This window comes from Marinobacter sp. DSM 26671, from assembly GCF_900112835.1.
In the GTDB taxonomy this organism is placed as follows: domain Bacteria; phylum Pseudomonadota; class Gammaproteobacteria; order Pseudomonadales; family Oleiphilaceae; genus Marinobacter; species Marinobacter flavimaris.
This window is the reverse complement of sequence record NZ_FONF01000004.1, coordinates 234305-254489: the sequence shown is the minus strand read 5'-3', so window position 1 is coordinate 254489 and position 20185 is coordinate 234305. Positions and strand designations below refer to the sequence as shown.

Here is a 20185-nt window from a genome sequence, read left to right as displayed (position 1 = left end):
TAACTCAGGCCACCTCTGACATCTGCATGCGAATCTTCTTCATCGCATTCTTCTCAAGCTGCCGTATACGCTCGGCCGAGACGCCGTACCTGTCGGCCAGCTCGTGCAAGGTCGACTTGCTTTCAGACAACCAGCGCTCCCGGAGAATATCTTGGCTGCGCTCATCCAATTGCCCCAGAGCCTGCATCAGCCGGCCATTGGAATCGTCCGACCAATCCGCGTTCTCAAGCTGGGTCGCCGGGTTGCTGCGAGCGTCTTCCAGATAGTACGCAGGCGCCTGATAGGCGTTGTCGTCATCGTCGTCCTGAGGACCGTCAAAGGCGGTATCCTGAGACGCCAGCCGGCCTTCCATTTCGCGGACAACCCTGGGCTCGACACCCAGATCCTCGGCAACAGCGTTCAGCTCATCATGGCTGAGCCACGCAAGCTTCTTCTTCTGGCTGCGAAGGTTAAAGAACAGCTTACGCTGGGCCTTGGTGGTGGCCACTTTAACAATCCGCCAGTTACGCAGGATAAACTCGTGAATCTCTGCCTTGATCCAGTGCACCGCAAAAGACACCAGCCGCACACCGTACTCAGGATTGAAGCGCTTGACCGCCTTCATCAGGCCAACGTTGCCTTCCTGGATCAAATCCGCCTGAGCGAGGCCATAGCCGGAATAGCTCCGGGCAATGTGAATCACAAAGCGCAGGTGGGACATAACCAGCTGACGGGCGGCTTCCACATCGCCCTCGTAATGGAGCCGTTCAGCCAGCTCACGCTCTTCGTCAACTGTGAGCACCGGGATGCGGCTCGCAGCCTGAATATAAGACTCGAGATTCTGACCCGGAACCAGTCTGTCAACCAGTTGTAAACTCGTACCCATGCTCTAACCTCCGAACCCAACGGCCCTAAATATATCAATTACCCTTTAGACCGCCAAGAACCCTGAAAGTTCCCGAAATTCCCAGTAAAACGTTATAAAACAACTATCTGGGAAATTCACCGTGGCTTTACTACTTATCAACCTACGCTAATAGAAGCTGTCTCTTCAATACGGTTTTCCCGTTATTCGGATCATGCTCCTCCGGCAATATCACCCGGCTCCATGTCATCCAGATGACGCTTCACGGCCACCCAAGCGCCTAGCCAGCCTAGCAGCATCGAAACAATTATCAACGCCAGGGCGCCATCAATGTGCAGCCCATCCAGGGAAAAGTCGCTCCTGTACAGGCCTGCCAGCCGCTCTATGGGCCCGCTGAGCCACCAAAGTGACAATTGCAGTAATATCAGGGCAACAATCCCACCACCGAGCCCGAACCAGGCGCCGGTGTACAGAAAGGGCCTGCGAACAAAGCTGTCTGTTCCGCCCACCAGCTTCGCAACCAGGATCTCGTCGCGACGGCTCTCGATTGAAAGCCGTACGGTATTGCCGATCACCAGCACAACCGCCGCCGCAAGCAGGATCGCCAACGCCCAGACAGCACGGGCAAGCAGATCCGTCATGGCGTTCAGCCTCTGCAACCAGCCCAGGTCTACCTGAACCCGCTCTATGCCTTCCATGCCCTCGATAAACCGCACCAACCCCTCAACACCCTCAGTGGACCGGGCGCCCTCTTCCGGGGTAATCAGCAGGGTATGTGGCAACGGATTATCCTCGAGATAGTCCAGAGCATCTTCCAGGCCCGATGAAGCGCGGAACTCCGCAAGCGCCTGGTCGCGATCCACCAGCTCAACACTTGCCACCCGGCCGTCTCCGGAAATTTCGTTACCCAGCACTCGGGCTCGTTCGAGAGGCACATCCAACTGGATATAGGCCGTCACCCGGGCGCTGCTCTCCCAGCCTGCGCTGACTCCCTGAAGACTGGTCAGCAGCAACAGCAATGCCACTGGCAACGCCAGGGCAACCCCCATGACCGTCCACGTCATCAGACTCGCCACCGGTGTATGCAAAAGGCGGTTGGCACTGTCCCTGGCGACCTTGCGGTGATGGATGAAATAACTTTCTGCCTGCTCACGCCAGGGCGCGCGAGCCTGGTTGGCGCCGCGGGTAGGCTGTGCTTTCTTGCGGGGATCAGCGGCCATGGACACCTCCCCCGAGAACTGGCGTGCCGCCGGCCACCAGACGGCCATGATCCAGCTTCAGCGTTCGACGCCCCATCTCGTTGATCAGGGCAATGTCGTGGGTTGCGATCAACACGGTCACACCCACCTGGCTGAACTGCCCGAACAGATTCATGATATCCGCAGACAGAGCCGGGTCCAGGTTACCCGTGGGCTCATCCGCCAGCAGCACAGGGGGTTTGTTCACCACCGCCCGGGCAATACCCACGCGCTGCTGCTCCCCGCCAGAGAGCTGCATCGGGTTCATTTTTTCCTTCTGCAGCAAACCCACCTTGTCCAGGGCCGCGCGCACGCGGCGACCCGTATCTCTGGGGGAGGCGCCCATGACTTCCAGTGGCATGGCGACGTTGTCGAACACCGTGCGGTCAAACAACAGTTGGTGGTTCTGGAAGACCACGCCAATGTGGCGACGAATGTAGGGAATCTGGCGTCGGGGCAAACGGTTGAGAACCTGCCCCCCAACCACCACTTCACCGGCACTGGGGCGCTCCATCACCATGATCAGCTTCAGGAGGGTACTCTTGCCAGCGCCGGAATGGCCGGTCAGGAACGCCAGCTCGCCGCGTTCCAGGCCAAAATTGACCTGTCGCAGAGCGGTGTGATCACTGTCGTAACGCTTGGTGACCTGGCGAAACTCAATCATGGGCGGCTTCCGCGCGGCTGGGTTCCGGGCTATTCGTCAAACAGGGCGTCCACAAAGGTTTCGGCATCAAAACTGCGCAGGTCGTCCACCTGCTCACCAACACCAATAAACCGGATGGGCAACTGCAACTGACGGGCGATAGCAAACACGATACCGCCTTTGGCCGTGCCGTCCAGTTTCGTTAACGTAATGCCACTGACGCCTACGGCCTGCTGGAACACCTGCGCCTGGCTCAGGGCGTTCTGGCCGGTGCCTGCATCCAGCACCAGCATGACCTCGTGGGGTGCGGATTCGTCCAGCTTCTTCATAACCCGGACCACCTTTTCCAGCTCCTGCATCAGGTTGTCCTTGTTCTGCAGGCGGCCGGCGGTATCGGCAATCACCACATCAACACCACGGGACTTGGCCGACTGGATGGCATCGAAAATCACCGAGGCACTGTCAGCGCCGGTGTGTTGCGCCACCACCGGAACCTTGTTGCGCTCGCCCCAGACCTGCAGCTGCTCAACCGCAGCGGCACGGAAGGTATCGCCGGCGGCCAGCATGACCGACTTTCCTTCGTTCTGGAATTTCTTGGTGAGCTTGCCGATGGTGGTGGTCTTGCCCACCCCATTTACGCCCACCATGAGAATCACGTAAGGCGTCTTGCCGGAGTCGATCTGCAGTGGCTTGGTGACATCCTTCAGCAGACCATGCAGTTCATCCCTCAGAGCCTTACGCAGGGCCTCGCCGTCTTTGAGCTGATTGCGCTCAAGTTTGTCGGTGAGTGAGTCGATGATTTCAGAAGTGGCGGTTACGCCAACGTCTGCCATCAGCAGCGTGGTCTCGATTTCCTCCAGCAGTTCCTCATCGATTTTCTTGCCAAGCGAGAACATGTCGGACAAGCCACCGGTCAGGCTTGCCCGGGTTTTGCCCAACCCCTTTTTGATTCGCTCGAAAACGCTGACCTGAGGCTCCGGTTCCGGTGCTTTCTGCGGTTCTTCCGCGGGCTCTGGGGTCGGTTCCGGCTCAGCCACCGGCTCTGGTTGTGGCTCTGCGGCGGCAGGCGCTTCAATCTCGCCCTCTTCCGGCTCTGGTGCCGGCCCTTTGGAAACCTCGGGCTTGCGCTGCGGCACCCGCTTGGGGCGTGGTGCCCGGCTACGGTTGCCGGCGATATCCAGGACAAATACGAGCACAAGAAGGGCCAGGAGGCCGATTGAAATCCACTCTGCCGTCATAAAAATCAATCCATCAGTCTGAATGGGCGGGACAAAGAAAGCCGGTATTCTAGCAGACTGTCCCGGTGAAGTGAGGGTCGCTCCGATTATCGCGACCGTAAACGTTTCCGGTAAGATGCAGGCACATATCCTGAACCGAATATTTCCGTGGAGCGGCGGCTATGGCGCGCAGACAATCCGCAAGCAGGTCTCACCAGACGAGATCCCCAGCCGGTCGCGAGGCGGCTCCGGCTGGCAAAGGCAGCGGCACCGGTGAGCTGCGAATCATTGGCGGCGACTGGCGCAGCCGGAAACTGCACTTTCCGGACGCCGGTGGCGTTCGACCCACCCCCGCGCGCACCCGGGAAACCCTGTTCAACTGGCTTGCCTTCCACCTTGCCGGCAGTGACTGCCTCGATTTGTTCGCCGGCTCCGGCGCCCTCGGGCTCGAGGCTCTTTCCCGGGGTGCCGGGCAGACCACCCTCGTGGACCACACGCCAGCCCTGGCCAGAGCACTGAGGGACAACCTCCGGTTGTTGAAATCCGACAACGGCGAAGTGGTGTGTTCGGACGTCGAAAGCTATCTGGCCCAGAGAAACCGACCGTCCTTCGATATCGTGTTCATGGATCCGCCGTTTCGCCAGGGCTGGCTCGAAAAGCTGTTTCCGTTGCTGGAAAAACAGGCGTGGATCAAACCCGGCGGCTGGGTTTACGTGGAACACGAGAGCGAGCTGCCAACGCCTTCTGTGCCCGTTTCCTGGCAGCTACACCGGCAAAAAAGTGCGGGACAGGTCACCTACTCCCTGTTCCGGGTTGTTTCCGGGCCAGAATAAAAAAGGGCCAGATGAACACTTTCATCTGGCCCCGGATTCCCCGCCGAAGCAGGTTTACGTCGATTCTCTACCCGGCATCAGGCCGAGGGGCGCAGCGAGTAGGCCCGGAGGTGCTCGGCGAACTCTTCCAGATAGCGGATACCGCTGGCTTCCGCCTCACGGCACCACTCCATCAGCGCGTTCAGCTTGTCCTGGGGTTTGAGCCCACGTTGGCGCCAGAGCGCCTGCAGCTCGTGGCTCTTCTCATAGATCTGGCGCAGCACCGCATTGCGCTCCAGCACAGACTCGAGGGTTTCCTTCTCCTTCGGCTGAATCAGCGTGATCTCACGGGAGAGCAGTTGCTTGAGCTTCCGGTAACGGGGACGGATCTCATCGTCCATCAGCGACTTCTGCTGGCGCAGGACCGGCTCCATGACACGTTTACGGTACTGGCGCATGATATCGAACCGGTTGTTGGCGATGGCCTGAACCGTTTCCACATCCACCTCCAGTTTACCTGGCACATGGTGGGCAATCGGTCGATAACCCTTGGGCTTGGCCAGTCCGAACAACTGGAACAGGCGGATGTAGCCCCAGCCGATATCCACCTCGAACCAACGGCGAGACAGCTTGGATGAGTTGGGATAGGTATGGTGGTTGTTGTGCAACTCTTCACCGCCAATCAGAAAACCCAGTGGGCTGATATTGCGGGCGTTATCGGCACATTCGTAGTTCCGGTAGCCCATCCAGTGGCCGATACCGTTGACTACACCGGCAGCCCAGACCGGAATCCACATCATCTGCACCGCCCAGATCCAGATACCGTGAACGCCAAACAGGGCCAGGTTGATTACCGCCATCAACGCGATGCCGAGCATCTTGTAGCGGCTGTAAACATTGCGCTCCACCCAGTCTTCCGGTGTCCGCTGGCCGTATCGCTCGAGGGTTTCGGGCGTCGCCGATTCCGCATAGAGTTCGGCGCCCTGGAACAGGACCTTGCGAATACCCAAGACGACCGGGCTGTGGGGATCTTCCTCGGTTTCGCACTTGGCGTGGTGTTTACGATGGATGGCGGTCCATTCCTTGGTGTTCTGCGCAGTGGTTAACCAGAGCCAGAACCGGAAGAAGTGTTTCAGGGCCGGATGCAGGTCCAGCGAGTTATGCGCCGAATGGCGATGCAGGTAGAGCGTTACACTGACAATCGTGACGTGTGTCATTCCGAGGGTGACCAGAATGAGCTGCATCACCGACAGGTCAAGAAGACCATTAAACCACATAGCAAATCCTCAAAATCAATATCTTTGGCGCGAGGCCAACCTTCACACTTTAGCGTACAGCTGTAAGCCACAACAACAGCATTTGGATGCAAAATTGTTACTGATTACACTTAGTCGTTTTCCACTGGAGATTCCCGCCCGTGCCTGAACTGCCCGAAGTAGAAACGACCCGACGGGGTATAGCACCCCACTGCGAGGGCGAGACAATAACCCGAGTGACAGTCCGCAACGGCAGTCTGCGCTGGCCTGTTCCGGCCGATCTGGGCGAGAAACTGGAAGGTCAGGTGATTAAAAGTGTAGACCGCCGGGCCAAGTATTTGTTCCTGAACATGGACCGGGGCACGGTGATTGTTCACCTTGGCATGTCCGGCAGCCTGCGCATCATCACTGACAATACCGCTCCCCTGACCCATGATCATATCGACGTGGCATTACAGTCTGGCGTCATCCTTCGATTCAACGACCCACGCCGGTTCGGCTGCTGGCTGTGGGCTGATTCCGCCGAAGAGCACCCGCTGATCACCCACCTGGGCCCGGAACCCCTGGCCCCGGAATTCAATGGCGCGCACCTGTTCCGGCTCTCCCGCGGCAAAAACACACCGGTGAAATCGTTCATCATGGACAATCAGGTGGTCGTGGGTGCCGGTAACATCTATGCCAATGAAGCGCTGTTCAAATCGGGCATTCATCCCCGGCGCAAGGCCGGGAGAATCAGCCTCGACCGCTATCACAGGCTGGCCGAAGCCATCCGGGAAACGCTCAGCGCCGCCATTCTGATGGGCGGAACCACCCTTCGGGACTTCGTGAACAGTGATGGCAAGCCCGGCTATTTTGCCCAGTCCCTGCTGGTGTACGGCCGGGGCGGCCAGGCCTGCAAGGAATGCGGGGCACCACTGAAGGAAATCCGGATGAACAATCGCTCAACGGTTTACTGTCCCCGTTGCCAGCGCTGAACGCTTACCAGATCGCACATTCTGCAACGAAAAATCGTTTGAAAATGCGCAAATATGATTCATAGTTAACAGAGGATTAACGCCCACGGTTTACAATAGGATGGTATCCGGTTGATACGATCCGGGTTTGCTTTTCTTTAAAGCAGTACCCTTTCAGGGCCACTAAAGCTCAGGAGACAGTAAGATGACCCGCAAGATTTCCCGCACCCTGGTAGCCACTGTGGCGGCCTGCCTGTTGGCATTCTCATCCCTCGGGCACGCTCAGGCCGTGGACGAAACCCCGTCGGCACTGGCAATGACCGGTGATGCGATTTTTGTTCGCCCGGCCTTGCTGGCTACCACCATCGTGGGCAGCGCTGTCTACCTGGTCTCCCTGCCCTTCTCCCTGCTGGGCGGAAACGCTGATGAAGCAGGGGAAGTTCTGGTAATGGGCCCGGCCAAGGCGACCTTCGTGCGCTGCCTGGGCTGCACCCGTACCGGCAAGAAACCCGAGACGGTCCAGACCAGCAACTGATCCGGCTCCATCGGGCACGCCTCCGTACTATCACGGCTTGCCCCGACGAGCGAACTCCGGCAGCCTGAAGCAAATTCTTCAGGCTGTTTTTCTCTATGGTTGACTGGTCCTCGCTTAACACGGTGTTCCTGGATATGGACGGGACACTGCTGGATCTGCATTTCGATAACCACTTCTGGCTCGAGCATCTGCCGGCAAGGTACGCCGAGCACTACGACCTCCACCCCCAGGAAGCGAAAGACCGCCTGATTCCGATGATCATGGCCGAGCGCGGCTCACTGAACTGGTATTGCACCGATTACTGGAGCGAGCGGCTGTCCCTCGACATCACGGGGCTGAAAGCAGAGGTAGGCGACCGGATCGGTTATCGCCCCCACGTCACGGATTTTCTCGATGCCCTCCGACAAGCCGGGCTTCACTCGGTGATTGTCACCAACTGTCACCCCGACCCCCTGGCCCTGAAGCTAAAACGAACCGGCCTTGATACACGGGTGGATGCCATTGTTTCCAGCCACCAGTTGGGCAAGCCCAAGGAAGATCCCTCGTTCTGGCAGGACCTCCAGCGAGTAACGCCTTACCAGGCCGAAAGCACCCTGATGGTCGACGACAGTTTTCCGGTGCTGGAAAGTGCGCTGGAGGCCGGCATTGCCCAATGTCTGGCCGTATTGGCGCCGGACAGCCAGCAAGAAGCCCGGGAGCAGCACCCGGAAATACCCTGTATTCATCACTTCGATGAAATTCTCCCCGCGCTTCGCCAGCGGTCGCCCCTGCCATCCGGCCGATGACAGGGTTATAATTGGGCTACAAGCCCATCAGGTGAGGAGACATGACGGCATCAACCGCTGACGACCAACGTGTAAGACTCGATAAATGGCTCTGGGCCGCCCGATTCTACAAGACCCGCTCCCTGGCCAAGGAAGCGATCGAGGGTGGCAAGGTCCACTACAACAGCCAGAGATGCAAACCCGGCAGGCTGGTGGAAGCCGGCGCAAAGCTGACGTTGCGCCTGGGCTGGCAGGAAAAAATCATTATTGTTGATGACATCAGCGACCGGCGCCGTGGTGCACCCGAAGCTCAGAAGCTCTACCACGAAACCGAAGACAGCGTTAAGAAACGCGAGGAAATGGCCTGGCAGCGTAAAACCATGCAGGCAGCGCAGCTTCCTCCGGCCAGACGCCCCTCAAAGAAAGACCGAAGGGACATTCAGCGCTTTCGCGAACAGAACGGCCTCTGAACCCTTTATTACATCCCCGCCCTCAGTCAAACGTGCAACGACCGGCATTCAGCATTCAGGAGACACAACATGGCAGCCCGCGACCAGTTCCAGCGCTTTATCTTTGAACACAGCCAGGTGCGGGGAGCCTGGGTTCAGCTAGCGGACAGCTATCAGGAAATCGGCAGCCAGGCGCCCTACCCGGACACGGTCCGGGAACTCCTCGGAGAAGCACTGGTGGCGAGCATCCTGATGAGCAGCACCCTGAAGTTTGAGGGTACATTGTCGGTACAGGCCCAGGGTGAAGGGCCTCTGCGCACATTAATGGCCGAGTGCAGCCACGACAGACACATCCGCGGCCTGGCCCGCTTTGATGAGCATGCGGTCAGCGAAGACAGCTTCCACGATCTGCTCGGCGAGGGTCGGATGGCTATTACCATCACGCCCAACCGCGGCAACCGTTATCAGGGCGTTGTACCCCGGGATCAGGAGACACTCGCCGGCTGCCTTGAGGAATACTTTGATCGCTCGGAGCAGATTCCCACCAGCCTGTTCCTGTTTGCCGACGAAAACGGCGCCGCCGGCCTGATGCTACAGCGCCTGCCGGGCGCCACAGAGGAGGATGAAGACCTCTGGGACCGGGTAAACCATCTGGCCCGAACCGTGGAAGCCTCCGAATTACTGGAGCTGGACAGCGAAACCCTGCTTCACCGCCTGTTCCATGAGGAGACCGTACGCCTGTTTGACTCCGAACCGGTCGCCTTCCAGTGCAGCTGCTCACGGGAGCGTACCCTCGGCGCCCTGGAAGCCATCGGCCGCGAGGAGTGTTACAGCATCCTGGAGGAAGAGGGCTCTATCGAAATGGACTGCCAGTTCTGTCATGCTCACTATCGCTTCGATAGAAATGATATTGATCATCTTTTCACCGGTCATACGCTACACTAGAAACACGTTCGATTAGCCGGGAACCCGCTGATAGCAAGGCTTCCCGGGCAGTCGTTTTTTACCGGCGTCTCTGGCATAATAGCGCGCCTGAATTGACCCGATTGCTCAGATTTCCGTCAATTTTAGGAAGCGGCCTGAGCAATCACTAAGACATCCCGAGGGCGAGGTCGAAGTGAGCAACACTTATAGTGATCTGAGTACAGCACGACTGGTTGAGGTGGCACTGGCGCGTGAAGAAGGCCAGCTGGCATCCAACGGTTCCCTGGTCGTAAAAACCGGTGAGCGCACGGGCCGGTCTCCCAAGGACCGTTATATTGTCGAGGAGCCCAGCACCTCGGACGATATCCACTGGGGTCCGATCAACCGTCCTTTCGACGCTGAAAAATTCGACGCCCTCTGGGATCGTGTTGAAGCCTACATCGCCGAGAAAGACCAGTTCGTGTCTCACGTTCATGTTGGTTCCGACCCGGAACACTACCTGCCGGTCAAAATGACGACCGAGACCGCCTGGCAGAATCTGTTCGGCCGCAACCTGTTTATCCGTCCGGACAGCTATAACCCGGCCGACAAGCAGGAATGGCAGATCCTGAACGCCGCCAACTTCGAGTGCGATCCCGAGCGCGATGGCACCAACAGCAACGGCTGCGTGATGATCAACTTTGCCAAGCGCAAGGTTCTGCTGGCTGGCATGCACTACGCCGGCGAGATGAAAAAGGCCATGTTCTCCGTGCAGAATTTCCTGCTGCCGGAGAAAGACGTGTTGCCCATGCACTGCTCGGCCAACGTCGGTGAAGACGGCGAAACCTGCCTGTTCTTCGGTCTGTCCGGCACTGGCAAGACTACCCTCTCCGCCGATCCGCACCGCTTCCTCATCGGTGACGACGAGCACGGTTGGGGCCCGGGCACCGTATTCAACATCGAAGGCGGTTGCTACGCGAAGTGCATCGACCTGACCCGGAAAAATGAACCGATCATCTGGGACGCCATCCGTTTCGGTGCCATTGTCGAGAACGTGACCATCGACCCTGAGACCCGTGAGCCGGATTACGCCGACGTATCCCTCACCGAAAATTCCCGCTGCGCCTACCCGCTTGAGCACGTTGAAAAGCGCGTGATCGAGAACCGCGCCGGTGAGCCATCTCACATCGTGTTCCTGACCTGCGACATGACCGGCGTCCTGCCGCCCGTGTCCATCCTGAGCCGCGAAGGCGCCGCTTACCACTTCCTGAGTGGCTATACCGCTCTGGTTGGCTCCACCGAGATGGGTTCCTCCTCGAAGCTGAAGTCCACCTTCTCAACCTGCTTCGGTGCGCCCTTCTTCCCCCGTCCGGCCGGCGTTTACGCCGAGCTTCTGATGAAGCGGATGGACGAGTTTGGCAGCAAGGTCTTCCTGGTCAACACCGGCTGGACCGGCGGTCCTTACGGTGAAGGCCAGCGATTCAGCATTCCGACCACCCGTGCCATCATCGCCTCAATCCAGAATGGCGACCTGGACGACGTGGAAACCGAACACCTGCCAACCCTGAACCTGGACGTGCCCAAGCATGTTCCGGGCGTGGACACCGAGCTGCTGAACCCGCGCAACACATGGGTAAGCCCGGACTACTACGATGGCAAGGCCCAGGAACTGATCGCCCAGTTCGTCGAGAACTTCAAGAAGTTCGACGTGGCAGATTCGATCGTCGAGGCCGGTCCGAAGCTGAGCTGAGTCGATTACGGCAAGTAAGGAAAGCGCCCTGCGAAAGCACGGCGCTTTTTTTGTATGATAGCCCAACACACTCTAGGAAATGGCTTCATGAAACAGCGTCTACGCCAACTCTTTTCGTTTATTCTCAAACCACTGGAATCCGGAAAGGTTGGGCCCAGCTACAAAGATTCGCACCGCACCGTGCTGAATGTGGTGGGCGTCCTGTTCCTCGTTCTGGCGACGGTGTCGACGGCTATGCTCGTTTACACCGGTAAGGCAGGCGCCTTGATTCCCGTGCTTGTTTTCTTCGGTATTGGTGGCGTGTCCTTGGTGGTCGGGACGTTGGGCTCGGATGCCGCGGTGTCGAAGATGTGGGGCAATCGGTGAGCTGAACCGGTTCCAACAAGGAGGGTTATTCGTGGAGAAGCATTCATGGAACTGAAGCGCAGTCTTCTCGATCAAGCCGCAGGCAAAGAGATCATAACGGACGAACAGGCTGACCAACTCTGGACGTTCCTCTCAGAACAGCAGCAACAAACACCCTCTTTCCGTTTCACCCACATCCTTTATTACTTCGGCGGGCTGATTGCAATCGGGGCCATGAGCCTGTTCATGACCCTCTCGTGGGAAAGCCTTGGTGGATGGGGTCTGCTACTGATTGCCCTGATCTACGCCGGCGCAGGCCTTTGGCTCACCGAGTTTTTCCTGAAGCGGCTGGACCTGAAAATTCCTGCCGGGATCACTGCCACTTTTGTCGTTGTCCTTACTCCACTCGCGGTTTTCGGGTTTCAGGCCGGCATGGGCTGGTGGTCGGGCGGCCATGAATACCGGGACTACCACCGCTACATCGACTGGAGCTGGTTATTCATGGAACTGGCTACACTGGCCTCAGGCGCAGTCATGCTGTGGCGCTACCGATTGCCCTTTCTGGTCATGCCGGTGGCCGTGACGCTCTGGTACATGAGTATGGATCTGGCTCCCTTCCTGTTCGGTGAGGAGTACGTTGCCTGGGAACTCAGGAAATGGGTCTCCCTGTGGTTCGGACTCCTGATCGCCCTGTTGGCTTTCTGGGTGGATATCCGAAATCAGAGCAGCCGCGACTTTGCGTTCTGGTTATACATATTCGGTGTCACGGCTTTCTGGAGCGGACTTTCCCTGATGGAGTCTGAGAGCGAATGGAGCAAGCTTCTCTACTGCATGGTGAATATTGGCATGATTTTCACCGGGGCCATTCTGGGCCGGCGGGTATTCGTGGTCTTCGGCGGTCTGGGAGTCGCCGGGTACCTTGGCTATCTTGCCTACGAGGTTTTCGAGAACAGCCTTCTGTTTCCAATTGCGCTTACGTTGATTGGTCTGGCGATCGTGTGGTTGGGCATTCTGTGGCAACGGCACGAACAGCCCGTTTCAAACCGGTTGCGACGCCTTCTTCCCGCACCGCTCAGGGAACTGATCGAGCGTCGCCATTAGACAGAGAGCCAACACCCGAACCTCACGCGTAGAAAATAAGGGGTATGAAGGCCACCAGAACCAGCGAAATCCCCATGGCAATCAGCGGCATAATGATACGCTCATGGCGCTGATAAAAAGTCCCCGTTTCCTGTTGCGCCGCCAGCACTTCCGCCTCTCCAACCACCTGCCGGGTCAGCAGATGGTTCAGGGCTACCGGCGGGCTCAGGTAGCCAAGTTCAAATGCCACCAGGGTCACCATCCAGAAATGGATCGGATGAATCCCGCTGGAATAGGCAATCGTGGCAACCGTGGCGGTCACCAGGATCACGGCACCGAATGCGTCCATGATCATGCCCAGGATCACCAGGATTACCACCATCAGCAGCATGGCCGACCAGGCACTGTCGAACGACTGCGGGAAAGCCTCCATCAGGTGGGCCCGCTCGATCACGCCACCGATGCTGACCGATAGCCCCAGCAACAGCAACAGCGCGCCAATTTCCGCCGTCGTATCGTTTGTGGCGCCGCGGAGGCTTCGCTCCAGGCCCTGATGGTGGATCTCTCCCGAGGCTTTTCCTGACCGGTTTTTCAGGCTGACATGTTCGTACACAAGGATTGCCAGCATGATCACCGGCAGCAGCCTTGGCGCCGAGAATTCATCCATGCTCACGTCCAGCGCCAGCCGGTAGAACAGCACCACAGTAGCGATTACCAGAACGTAGGGAATCAGGGGTTTGAGCGCCTGCGTCATGGCCGGGAAGGCTTCAGCAGAGGGCGCCAGGTTGAATTCACTCTGTCGGTTCACACTGAGGGCCACGATCGCGAACATGGTGGCGGTCAGCACGAACACCCAGATGCCCCAGCCAAACAGCTCATCAGTGGTGACTTCCCGGTTCAGGTAAGCAATGACAACCACCAGCAGGCAGGGCCGCAAAACCACACCCAGGGAACCGGACATGGCGGTCGCCGCCAGGGCCAGATGCCGCCGGGCACCGGCGGCACGCAGCTCACTGTATATCACTGCGCCGGCCGCGATCACGAAAATGCCGGAAGCGCCGGTGTAGGCCGTTGGCACGGCCGCCACCAGAACCGCTACAACCGCCAGCATTTCCGGCGGCATGCGCCAGGGCCGGAAGACATTGAACACCAGGGTGGCCAGGCGGGTCTGCTTGAGCATCATGCCCACCCACACATACAGACCGACATTCAGGAACATGTCGGACAGCTCCATCATCTTGCCGAGATAGATACCAATCCCCGACGCGTGTCCGATCAGCGCAAAATAGGTGCCGGAGATCAGACACATAACGGTATAAAGCGGAACGGCCAGGAAGGCCTTGTTCAGGCTGCCGCCCTCCTCAAGATCATCAGGCACCCGGAACAGCCGGTAGAGGCTGGCCAGCGTGAGGCAGGCGAAACCGATAATCCAGAAATTGTGCAGCAACAACTCTTCGGACGAGACCGCCGTGTCTGAACCCAGGCTGGACTGGCGAAAGATTGCGCTCGACCCCAACAGCATGGCATTGGCGATGGTTTGAAGAGTATGGGAGACCGTGTAATCCAGCCGTGTTTCCATGGCACGCATGGCGATATGATGACGAGTGAGGGTCGCCGTGACCGCACACAGCATGACAAGGATCACGAGGATGAAACGCTGTGACTCCAGGCCAAAGGCGATCAGGTCAGCAATAAAAAGTTCGATGGCCCGATAGGCTTTCACCCCTGGTGTCAGCTGTTCACTGAGATTTTCGAAATTCTGGTGGGCCTCGCGGCAGTCAGCAACCGCTCGTTCGATGGCAAGCCGGACGTCAGCCGGGTCTTTTTCCTCGGCCCCCAGCAACGCGGCCATCGGGTCATCCGTCTCGGCATCCGCCGCCATTTCTTCAGCAACCGCCGCGTCGATATCCCGGTTCGGGTCGCAGGTGGGCTGAACCGGATCCATCCGCAACTTGTAATAGCCACTCCAGAGCTGTTCACCGCCCCGAAGCATCTGGTTGTGGATGTCGCTGCTCGTGGAGAAAATGACCACTGCAAGCAATAACAGACAGGCGGGCAGCGATGAAAACCACTCCAGCCCGCTACGGTGAAAACCGCCCTTCGACATAACTGATTACTCTGGGTAGGGAGTGGTTACAGCAGATCGTCCAGATCCATGGTTTCAACGGCTTCCGCCTGGTCATCCCAGAAGCTGCCCAGCTGCCCCATGGGTGTACGGTGCCCGGTGTTCTCAACCCAGAGACGGTCAGAAACCGCGACGATCATATCGGTGGCCATGGCGTCCACGAACCGCCACTGCTCATTGGCCGGCGTAGTCTCGATCGATTCGGCATGATCCCGGATCACCGAACGAACCATGGCTTCGTCTCCCTTGTTCAGGGCCGCGATGGCGTGGAACACGTGGGGCAAACGCACACCCGCAACCTCGCCCTGATCGTCGGCGATGGCCAGCCGTTCAAACGCGTTCTCACCCTCGGGCTGGGCACCCGGAATCATCGCCCACACCGTTGCCCGCAATGCCATGGGCGCACCCCACCATTTTTCATTATCGAGGCAGCTTGTGGCCCGGGCGGCAATGGAGCCAACATTCGCCGGTACGCCAATGGACGAGGTGGACTGAATCTGGGCATTAAGCGCCTGGAGGCCGGAAAGAAGACCCGCCATGTAGATGAACTCGTCCATGTCGTCATCAAAATCCGGGCATTCGCCATCGGCAGGATTGCCGTAATGGGTATTGTGGTGCTGCCAGGCCTTGTAATAGCGCCGGGCAGCAACGCTATGCGCGCGCTTCTGCCGGATCATGGCATCCTCGGCCTCATTGCCGTTCATGGCATTCAGGGCGGCAAGTGCGGCCAGCTCGTGCTCCCTGGCCTCTTCTTCGGCGCAGCCGCCGGCACTGAGGTAGAGCATCACCGCCAACTGGTCCGGCTCATTGGTAACGCGGCCGAAGGACATCAGCAGTGGCGCAGTCGCCTCGCTCATGGCGCACCCCATGGCCAGATCATTGCTTTCCATCAGAAAAGGCACCGTGTGATCCCTGGAGAAGCCCTGCATCACATCCCCGGTAGTCTTGTACATCACGTGATTCACCGCGCTGCAGCCGCCAAGGACCAAACTGGCCGTGAAAGCCGCCACAAGGTTACGTACTCGACGCGTGGAAAATGGCGACTTGCGGGAGGGATTCCGGAAATGGGTCATACCTTCTTCACCTTTTGCGTTTTTTGTTCTGATGCAGCCCTGCTGCAATCGCACGGCCCGGACTCTGGCGGAGAAACCGGTTTGTTACAGTCTGTAACCAGGCACGCATTATGGCGCAGGAGGCCCCGTTTTTATGCGACCGATGCCGCAAATGACGCCAATTTACACACACCTATGCCACCCCTTGGTTTGCACAATGGGCCGCGAGCCACTATAGATTGGAGCAACCGAGAGTCGTTGTGATTCCGGCCAGTACAGACCGAACCCGCAGAAATACAATAAAAGGAGTATCCGATGCGCAAACCTGAACTCGCCGCGGCCATTGCCGACCGCACCGGGCTGACCCGGGAAAAGGCCAGCGAAGTGATTACCGCATTTACCGACCAGGTATCGGCCGCCGCCTCCCGTGGCGAGGATGTCACCCTGATCGGCTTTGGCACTTTCAACATCCGCAGCCGCGAAGCGCGTGATGGACGAAACCCGCAAACCGGCGAGACCATTCGCATCCCTGCCAGCAAAACCGTAGGCTTCAAGGCCGGCAAGGCTCTCAAAGACGAAATCCGCTAGTCAGGCACAGGCCCGCAGCTGCGGGCCTGCTCTACCCCTGGTTCAGGTTCCGGCGACGGAAGCACACTCGGAGCGAGTGGCATCTACCCGGCAGCGAATCGCTTTCATCAACTTGATAGCCCGCTCATCGTATACACCGTCCTCCAGCAACGAGAGACGCACCTTGCGCAGCATCTTGTCGTATTCAGCGGTGTCTTCCTGGGGCAGCTGCATCCAGACGTCTTCCGGAATTTCAGCCTCTGCCTGGGCAATAATCTCGTAGGCTTCGTCTATGCGTTTGATGGCCTGGTCACGCACCATCTGGCCGGCGGAATCCGGGAACCGGTCACGGTGGATGATTACCTGGAAATTCATATACCCGAGGGCATATTTGACCACCGCACCGTTGGGCTGAACGCCCTTGTAAAGTTCCAGTGGTGTGTAGGCGACGGCCGGAGCATAGGCCAGGTCCACGCTACCGTTGTTGAACTTGCCGGCAAAGTTGGCGGAATTGGACCCCACCACAGATGCCCCCACATGGCGAACCATCCGCACGGATGCCTGATCGTAATCGAGGGTTGCAATCCGTTTGCCCTGCAGTTTCTCAACAGAATCGATGTTGCGGTCCCGGGTGTGGAGATAAATGGCGCCCCCGGGGAATACACCGGCAACCTCGTAGGGACCATCAATCAGGAACGGCCGGGCTTTGGGCTGGCTGAGGGTGTTGTACAGCAGCCGCATTTCCTCTTCGCCGGGCACTGCGCCCATGGCTTCAAGGCTGCCCGTGAACTTGTTGAATTCCCGGGCCCGGGTGCCGGTGAGCAGCACGGCGTCGCACTGGCCCGCCTTGAAGTCCTCGGCGGCCACCTTCTCATCGGTGTAGGCGCGAAGGTCCAGCTTGATGCCGTTTTTCAGAGCAACCGGCTGGAAGGTTTTGGTGATGGCAAACAGGGGACCATTGGCACCAACCGGGTCAAAAACGCAAAAGCTGCGTTCCAGAGGCTCGTTCTGCGCCTGTGCCTGCCCCATCGAGGGGAATACCAGACTGGCACAGAGGGCAGCTGCCAAAGCTACCCGCTGGGGGAGGTTTGCTGATTTCACGGGATGACTCCTGATTATTATTGTCGGGCGCCGGTCTGTGAAAATGAACCGGTCAGGCCACGCTTTCCTTGGTCGACCATAGGGCGACGGCTACAAGAATACGTTGGCACAGGTGCCTGCCATCAAGGGTTTTTCAGCAAAAAGGGGGGATTCTGTGATGGTGTCGACAGAGGTTCCGCAACCCCTGCCGCACTTTGTCGCCTGAGCCGGATTCAGATTGCCGGCTTTGGCCAGGCCTTTCGACCCTCACTGAGAGTGAGCCGGACGACACCCGGCAGTTCGCGATCGGTCACCGGCGCATGGCGACCGGCTGAAACCAGTGTTTTCGAGTTCGGTGTCCAGAAGGCATCAGGATCAAACACACAGACATCAGCGATTTCACCCTCGGCAAGGCGGGCTGTTCTGCCCAGCGCGGAAGCCGGACCGTTGGTCAGCGCGCGAATCAGATCAGGCAATGCCAGCTCATTCATCTCCACCAGTTCCAGCCCCAGCGACAGCACACTCTCAATGCTCGACAGTCCCGGCTCGGTGGCTGCCATGGGGGCCTGCTTGGCGGCGGTATCGTGAGGTTGATGCTGACTGACAATGGCATCAATCACACCGTCCCGAACACCGGCTATCAACGCCTTCCGATCGCCCTCGCCGCGCAGAGGAGGCCGAACATGGAAGCGGCTGTCGAAACCGGCCAGGGCCTCCTCGGTGAACACAAGCTGGTGCATGGCCACATCGGCGGTTACCGCAATGCCGCGGCGGCGGGCTTCAGCCAGCATTTCAACACTGCGACCACAGGAGAGCTGGCTCAGATGCAACCGTACCCCGGTCTCCTCCGCCAGCAACAACATTTCCATCACCGCAGCGGTTTCCGCCACTTCCGGAATACCGAGCAGGCCCAGGCGAGATGTTACCGGGCCGTCATGGGCGTAGCCGTCGGCAGCCAGGGCCTGGTTCTCGGGACTGAACATTACCGTCAAACCAAAGGTCTGGGCGTAGGCCATGCAGCGGCGCAAGATGCGGGCGTTGCGCACGCCCCGGGAGCCATTACCCACAGCGACACAACCCGCCGAGGCCAAGCCCGCCATGTCGCTGAGCAAATCACCCTCCAGACCCCGGGTGATGGCACCAATGGGCAACACCCGGATCGGCGACCGGCTGGCGGCGCCGTCCCGGATCAGGTGGGTGACGGCACTGGAATCGTTCACCGGCGAAGTTTCCGGCGAAGCGCAGACCGTCGTGAAACCGCCATGAGCCGCTGCGAGAGTTTCCGAGGCAATATTGCCTTTCTGGCCATTGCCCGGCTCACGGAGGTTACAGCAAAGATCGACAAACCCCGGCGTTATGACAGCGTTCTCTGCGCTGATTGTCTCGTCGGCCTGTGCCCGGGCGGCAGCTTCGCCCATTGCGGCAATACGGCCATCCCGAATCAGCAGCGCGGTATTCTGCTGCTCCGGGCCCTTACCATCGAACAGTCGGCCTCCGGTAATCTTCAGGCTGGTTCCGGATGTGTTGACACTGCTCATGCCTGGCCCCTCTCACTCAATTTCTGCTGCCGTTCTGAAACCTGGCCACCCATGGCCATGGACATGACCGCCATCCGGATGGCGATGCCGTTGGTCACCTGGTTCAGAATGACCGACTGTGGTCCGTCGGCAACCGCCGATTCGATTTCAACGCCCCGATTGATCGGCCCCGGGTGCATAACGATGCATTCCGGATGGGCCAACGCCAGTTTTTGCTGGTTCAGGCCGTAGAGCCGGTAGAACTCGCGCTCGCTGGGCAGCAATGCGCCTTCCATCCGCTCTTTCTGCAGTCGCAGCATGATGACCACATCCAGATCCTTCATCCCGCGGGTCATGTCGTATTCCACCGTGCAGCCGAGGCTTTCCACGTCTTTGGGAAGCAGGGTTCCCGGGGCAATGACGCGAACTTCCTCCGCACCCAGCTCGTTGAGAGCCCGGATCTGGGAGCGGGCCACTCGGGAGTGCAGCACGTCGCCAACGATAGCGACTTTGAGGCCCTCGAAACGCCCCTTGTGCTGGCGAATCGTCAGCATATCCAGCATGGCCTGCGTCGGGTGAGCGTGGCGACCATCACCAGCGTTGATGATGGCGACGCCGGGCGTCACGCTCTCGGCAATAAAATGCGGCGCACCACTCTGGGAGTGCCGGACCACGAACATGTCGCTGGCCATGGCTTCCAGGTTGAGCAGCGTGTCAGACAGGGATTCGCCTTTGGAGGTGGCCGAGGTGCTGATATCCAGGTTGAGCACATCCGCAGAGAGGCGCTTGGCCGCCAGCTCAAAGGTACTGCGGGTTCGGGTGCTGGACTCGAAAAACAGGTTTACCACGGTCCGCCCGCGAAGCAGTGGCACTTTCTTGATGGTTCGCTCACCGACCTCGATAAAGGAGTCCGCCGTGTCCAGGATGTCGGTCAGCAGCGCCCGATCCAGACCGTCGAGAGTGAGGAAATGCCGCAACTGACCATCCCGGGTCAGCTGCAAGTGGTGCGGGGAAGAGTCGTTCGCGGTCATGGGTCGCCTGTTATCCGATTCGGA

Annotated in this window: 20 protein-coding genes; 10 read left to right on the top strand and 10 right to left on the bottom strand. The window is 58.9% G+C overall.

Going from position 1 to position 20185, the window contains the following annotated elements; all coding sequences use genetic code 11:
- Positions 1 to 4: 4 nt before the first annotated feature.
- The 4 genes from rpoH to ftsY all read right to left on the bottom strand — a co-directional run bounded on the left by rpoH (position 5) and on the right by ftsY (position 3963).
- The gene (rpoH, locus tag BM035_RS06610; RefSeq protein WP_008175688.1) at positions 5 to 865 is read right to left on the bottom strand and encodes an RNA polymerase sigma factor RpoH; all 861 of its coding nucleotides are present in this window, start codon (positions 863 to 865) and stop codon (positions 5 to 7) included.
- 191 nt (positions 866 to 1056) lie between these two features.
- Positions 1057 to 2064 (bottom strand): permease-like cell division protein FtsX, encoded by a 1008-nt coding sequence (ftsX, locus tag BM035_RS06605; protein ID WP_092030793.1) that lies wholly within the window; start codon positions 2062 to 2064, stop codon positions 1057 to 1059.
- Positions 2054 to 2746 (bottom strand): cell division ATP-binding protein FtsE, encoded by a 693-nt coding sequence (gene ftsE / locus BM035_RS06600; RefSeq protein ID WP_008175683.1) that lies wholly within the window; start codon positions 2744 to 2746, stop codon positions 2054 to 2056. The genes ftsX and ftsE overlap by 11 nt, the downstream gene beginning before the upstream one ends.
- 29 nt (positions 2747 to 2775) lie before the next feature.
- On the bottom strand, positions 2776 to 3963 hold the full coding sequence (gene ftsY / locus BM035_RS06595) for a signal recognition particle-docking protein FtsY (RefSeq protein ID WP_092030792.1): 1188 nt from the start codon (positions 3961 to 3963) through the stop codon (positions 2776 to 2778).
- A 161-nt stretch (positions 3964 to 4124) separates the two neighbouring features.
- Here ftsY and rsmD point away from each other — a divergent pair, with 161 nt between their 5' ends.
- Complete coding sequence (rsmD, locus tag BM035_RS06590) at positions 4125 to 4775, top strand: 16S rRNA (guanine(966)-N(2))-methyltransferase RsmD (protein ID WP_092030790.1); 651 nt, start codon at positions 4125 to 4127, stop codon at positions 4773 to 4775.
- Between the two features lie 77 nt (positions 4776 to 4852).
- Here the strand turns inward: rsmD and BM035_RS06585 are convergent, their stop codons facing one another.
- Positions 4853 to 6031 carry a DesA family fatty acid desaturase gene (locus BM035_RS06585; protein WP_008175676.1) on the bottom strand — a complete coding sequence of 393 codons (1179 nt, stop codon included), beginning with the start codon at positions 6029 to 6031 and terminating at the stop codon, positions 4853 to 4855.
- Positions 6032 to 6171: 140 nt separating this feature from the next.
- Here BM035_RS06585 and mutM point away from each other — a divergent pair, with 140 nt between their 5' ends.
- The 8 genes from mutM (at position 6172) to BM035_RS06545 (ending at position 12810) form a co-directional block, all read left to right on the top strand.
- Positions 6172 to 6984, top strand: a complete 813-nt coding sequence (gene mutM, locus BM035_RS06580) for a bifunctional DNA-formamidopyrimidine glycosylase/DNA-(apurinic or apyrimidinic site) lyase (protein WP_092030789.1) — start codon at positions 6172 to 6174, stop codon at positions 6982 to 6984.
- Between the two features lie 184 nt (positions 6985 to 7168).
- Positions 7169 to 7498 carry a hypothetical protein gene (locus BM035_RS06575; protein ID WP_008175672.1) on the top strand — a complete coding sequence of 110 codons (330 nt, stop codon included), beginning with the start codon at positions 7169 to 7171 and terminating at the stop codon, positions 7496 to 7498.
- Positions 7499 to 7593: 95 nt separating this feature from the next.
- The gene (gene yrfG / locus BM035_RS06570; protein WP_092030787.1) at positions 7594 to 8283 is read left to right on the top strand and encodes a GMP/IMP nucleotidase; all 690 of its coding nucleotides are present in this window, start codon (positions 7594 to 7596) and stop codon (positions 8281 to 8283) included.
- Positions 8284 to 8324: 41 nt separating this feature from the next.
- Positions 8325 to 8732, top strand: a complete 408-nt coding sequence (gene hslR / locus BM035_RS06565) for a ribosome-associated heat shock protein Hsp15 (protein WP_008175667.1) — start codon at positions 8325 to 8327, stop codon at positions 8730 to 8732.
- Between the two features lie 69 nt (positions 8733 to 8801).
- On the top strand, positions 8802 to 9656 hold the full coding sequence (hslO, locus tag BM035_RS06560) for an Hsp33 family molecular chaperone HslO (protein ID WP_008175666.1): 855 nt from the start codon (positions 8802 to 8804) through the stop codon (positions 9654 to 9656).
- 172 nt (positions 9657 to 9828) lie between these two features.
- Positions 9829 to 11364, top strand: coding sequence for a phosphoenolpyruvate carboxykinase (locus BM035_RS06555; RefSeq protein WP_092030786.1), 1536 nt, complete (start codon positions 9829 to 9831; stop codon positions 11362 to 11364).
- 87 nt (positions 11365 to 11451) lie between these two features.
- Positions 11452 to 11730, top strand: a complete 279-nt coding sequence (locus BM035_RS06550) for a hypothetical protein (protein ID WP_088558734.1) — start codon at positions 11452 to 11454, stop codon at positions 11728 to 11730.
- Positions 11731 to 11775: 45 nt separating this feature from the next.
- Positions 11776 to 12810, top strand: a complete 1035-nt coding sequence (locus tag BM035_RS06545; RefSeq protein WP_092030784.1) for a DUF2157 domain-containing protein — start codon at positions 11776 to 11778, stop codon at positions 12808 to 12810.
- Between the two features lie 22 nt (positions 12811 to 12832).
- Here the strand turns inward: BM035_RS06545 and BM035_RS06540 are convergent, their stop codons facing one another.
- Both BM035_RS06540 and BM035_RS06535 read right to left on the bottom strand, forming a co-directional pair.
- Positions 12833 to 14896, bottom strand: coding sequence for a TRAP transporter large permease subunit (locus BM035_RS06540; RefSeq protein WP_092030782.1), 2064 nt, complete (start codon positions 14894 to 14896; stop codon positions 12833 to 12835).
- Between the two features lie 26 nt (positions 14897 to 14922).
- On the bottom strand, positions 14923 to 15987 hold the full coding sequence (locus BM035_RS06535; protein WP_092030839.1) for a hypothetical protein: 1065 nt from the start codon (positions 15985 to 15987) through the stop codon (positions 14923 to 14925).
- 294 nt (positions 15988 to 16281) lie between these two features.
- On the opposite strand from BM035_RS06535, the gene BM035_RS06530 reads away from it, so the two are divergent.
- Complete coding sequence (locus BM035_RS06530; protein ID WP_008175654.1) at positions 16282 to 16554, top strand: HU family DNA-binding protein; 273 nt, start codon at positions 16282 to 16284, stop codon at positions 16552 to 16554.
- A gap of 42 nt (positions 16555 to 16596) precedes the next feature.
- Here BM035_RS06530 and BM035_RS06525 read toward each other — a convergent pair whose 3' ends face one another.
- From BM035_RS06525 to BM035_RS06515, 3 genes are all read right to left on the bottom strand, one after another.
- On the bottom strand, positions 16597 to 17562 hold the full coding sequence (locus tag BM035_RS06525) for a putative solute-binding protein (RefSeq protein WP_228743866.1): 966 nt from the start codon (positions 17560 to 17562) through the stop codon (positions 16597 to 16599).
- Between the two features lie 284 nt (positions 17563 to 17846).
- Entirely contained in the window at positions 17847 to 19151 is a 1305-nt protein-coding gene (locus BM035_RS06520; RefSeq protein ID WP_092030780.1) for a dihydroorotase, read from the bottom strand.
- Positions 19148 to 20161, bottom strand: coding sequence for an aspartate carbamoyltransferase catalytic subunit (locus tag BM035_RS06515; RefSeq protein ID WP_008175649.1), 1014 nt, complete (start codon positions 20159 to 20161; stop codon positions 19148 to 19150). Before BM035_RS06515 ends, BM035_RS06520 begins: the two co-directional genes overlap by 4 nt.
- Between the last annotated feature and the right edge of the window lie 24 nt (positions 20162 to 20185).

Coding starts and splice junctions, on each gene's coding strand:
- rpoH (WP_008175688.1), bottom strand. CDS start 865: ATGGGTACGAGTTTACAACTGGTTGACAGACTGGTTCCGGGTCAGAAT.
- ftsX (WP_092030793.1), bottom strand. CDS start 2,064: ATGGCCGCTGATCCCCGCAAGAAAGCACAGCCTACCCGCGGCGCCAAC.
- ftsE (WP_008175683.1), bottom strand. CDS start 2,746: ATGATTGAGTTTCGCCAGGTCACCAAGCGTTACGACAGTGATCACACC.
- ftsY (WP_092030792.1), bottom strand. CDS start 3,963: ATGACGGCAGAGTGGATTTCAATCGGCCTCCTGGCCCTTCTTGTGCTC.
- rsmD (WP_092030790.1), top strand. CDS start 4,125: ATGGCGCGCAGACAATCCGCAAGCAGGTCTCACCAGACGAGATCCCCA.
- BM035_RS06585 (WP_008175676.1), bottom strand. CDS start 6,031: ATGTGGTTTAATGGTCTTCTTGACCTGTCGGTGATGCAGCTCATTCTG.
- BM035_RS06575 (WP_008175672.1), top strand. CDS start 7,169: ATGACCCGCAAGATTTCCCGCACCCTGGTAGCCACTGTGGCGGCCTGC.
- yrfG (WP_092030787.1), top strand. CDS start 7,594: ATGGTTGACTGGTCCTCGCTTAACACGGTGTTCCTGGATATGGACGGG.
- hslR (WP_008175667.1), top strand. CDS start 8,325: ATGACGGCATCAACCGCTGACGACCAACGTGTAAGACTCGATAAATGG.
- hslO (WP_008175666.1), top strand. CDS start 8,802: ATGGCAGCCCGCGACCAGTTCCAGCGCTTTATCTTTGAACACAGCCAG.
- BM035_RS06550 (WP_088558734.1), top strand. CDS start 11,452: ATGAAACAGCGTCTACGCCAACTCTTTTCGTTTATTCTCAAACCACTG.
- BM035_RS06545 (WP_092030784.1), top strand. CDS start 11,776: ATGGAACTGAAGCGCAGTCTTCTCGATCAAGCCGCAGGCAAAGAGATC.
- BM035_RS06540 (WP_092030782.1), bottom strand. CDS start 14,896: ATGTCGAAGGGCGGTTTTCACCGTAGCGGGCTGGAGTGGTTTTCATCG.
- BM035_RS06535 (WP_092030839.1), bottom strand. CDS start 15,987: ATGACCCATTTCCGGAATCCCTCCCGCAAGTCGCCATTTTCCACGCGT.
- BM035_RS06530 (WP_008175654.1), top strand. CDS start 16,282: ATGCGCAAACCTGAACTCGCCGCGGCCATTGCCGACCGCACCGGGCTG.
- BM035_RS06525 (WP_228743866.1), bottom strand. CDS start 17,562: ATGGGGCAGGCACAGGCGCAGAACGAGCCTCTGGAACGCAGCTTTTGC.
- BM035_RS06520 (WP_092030780.1), bottom strand. CDS start 19,151: ATGAGCAGTGTCAACACATCCGGAACCAGCCTGAAGATTACCGGAGGC.
- BM035_RS06515 (WP_008175649.1), bottom strand. CDS start 20,161: ATGACCGCGAACGACTCTTCCCCGCACCACTTGCAGCTGACCCGGGAT.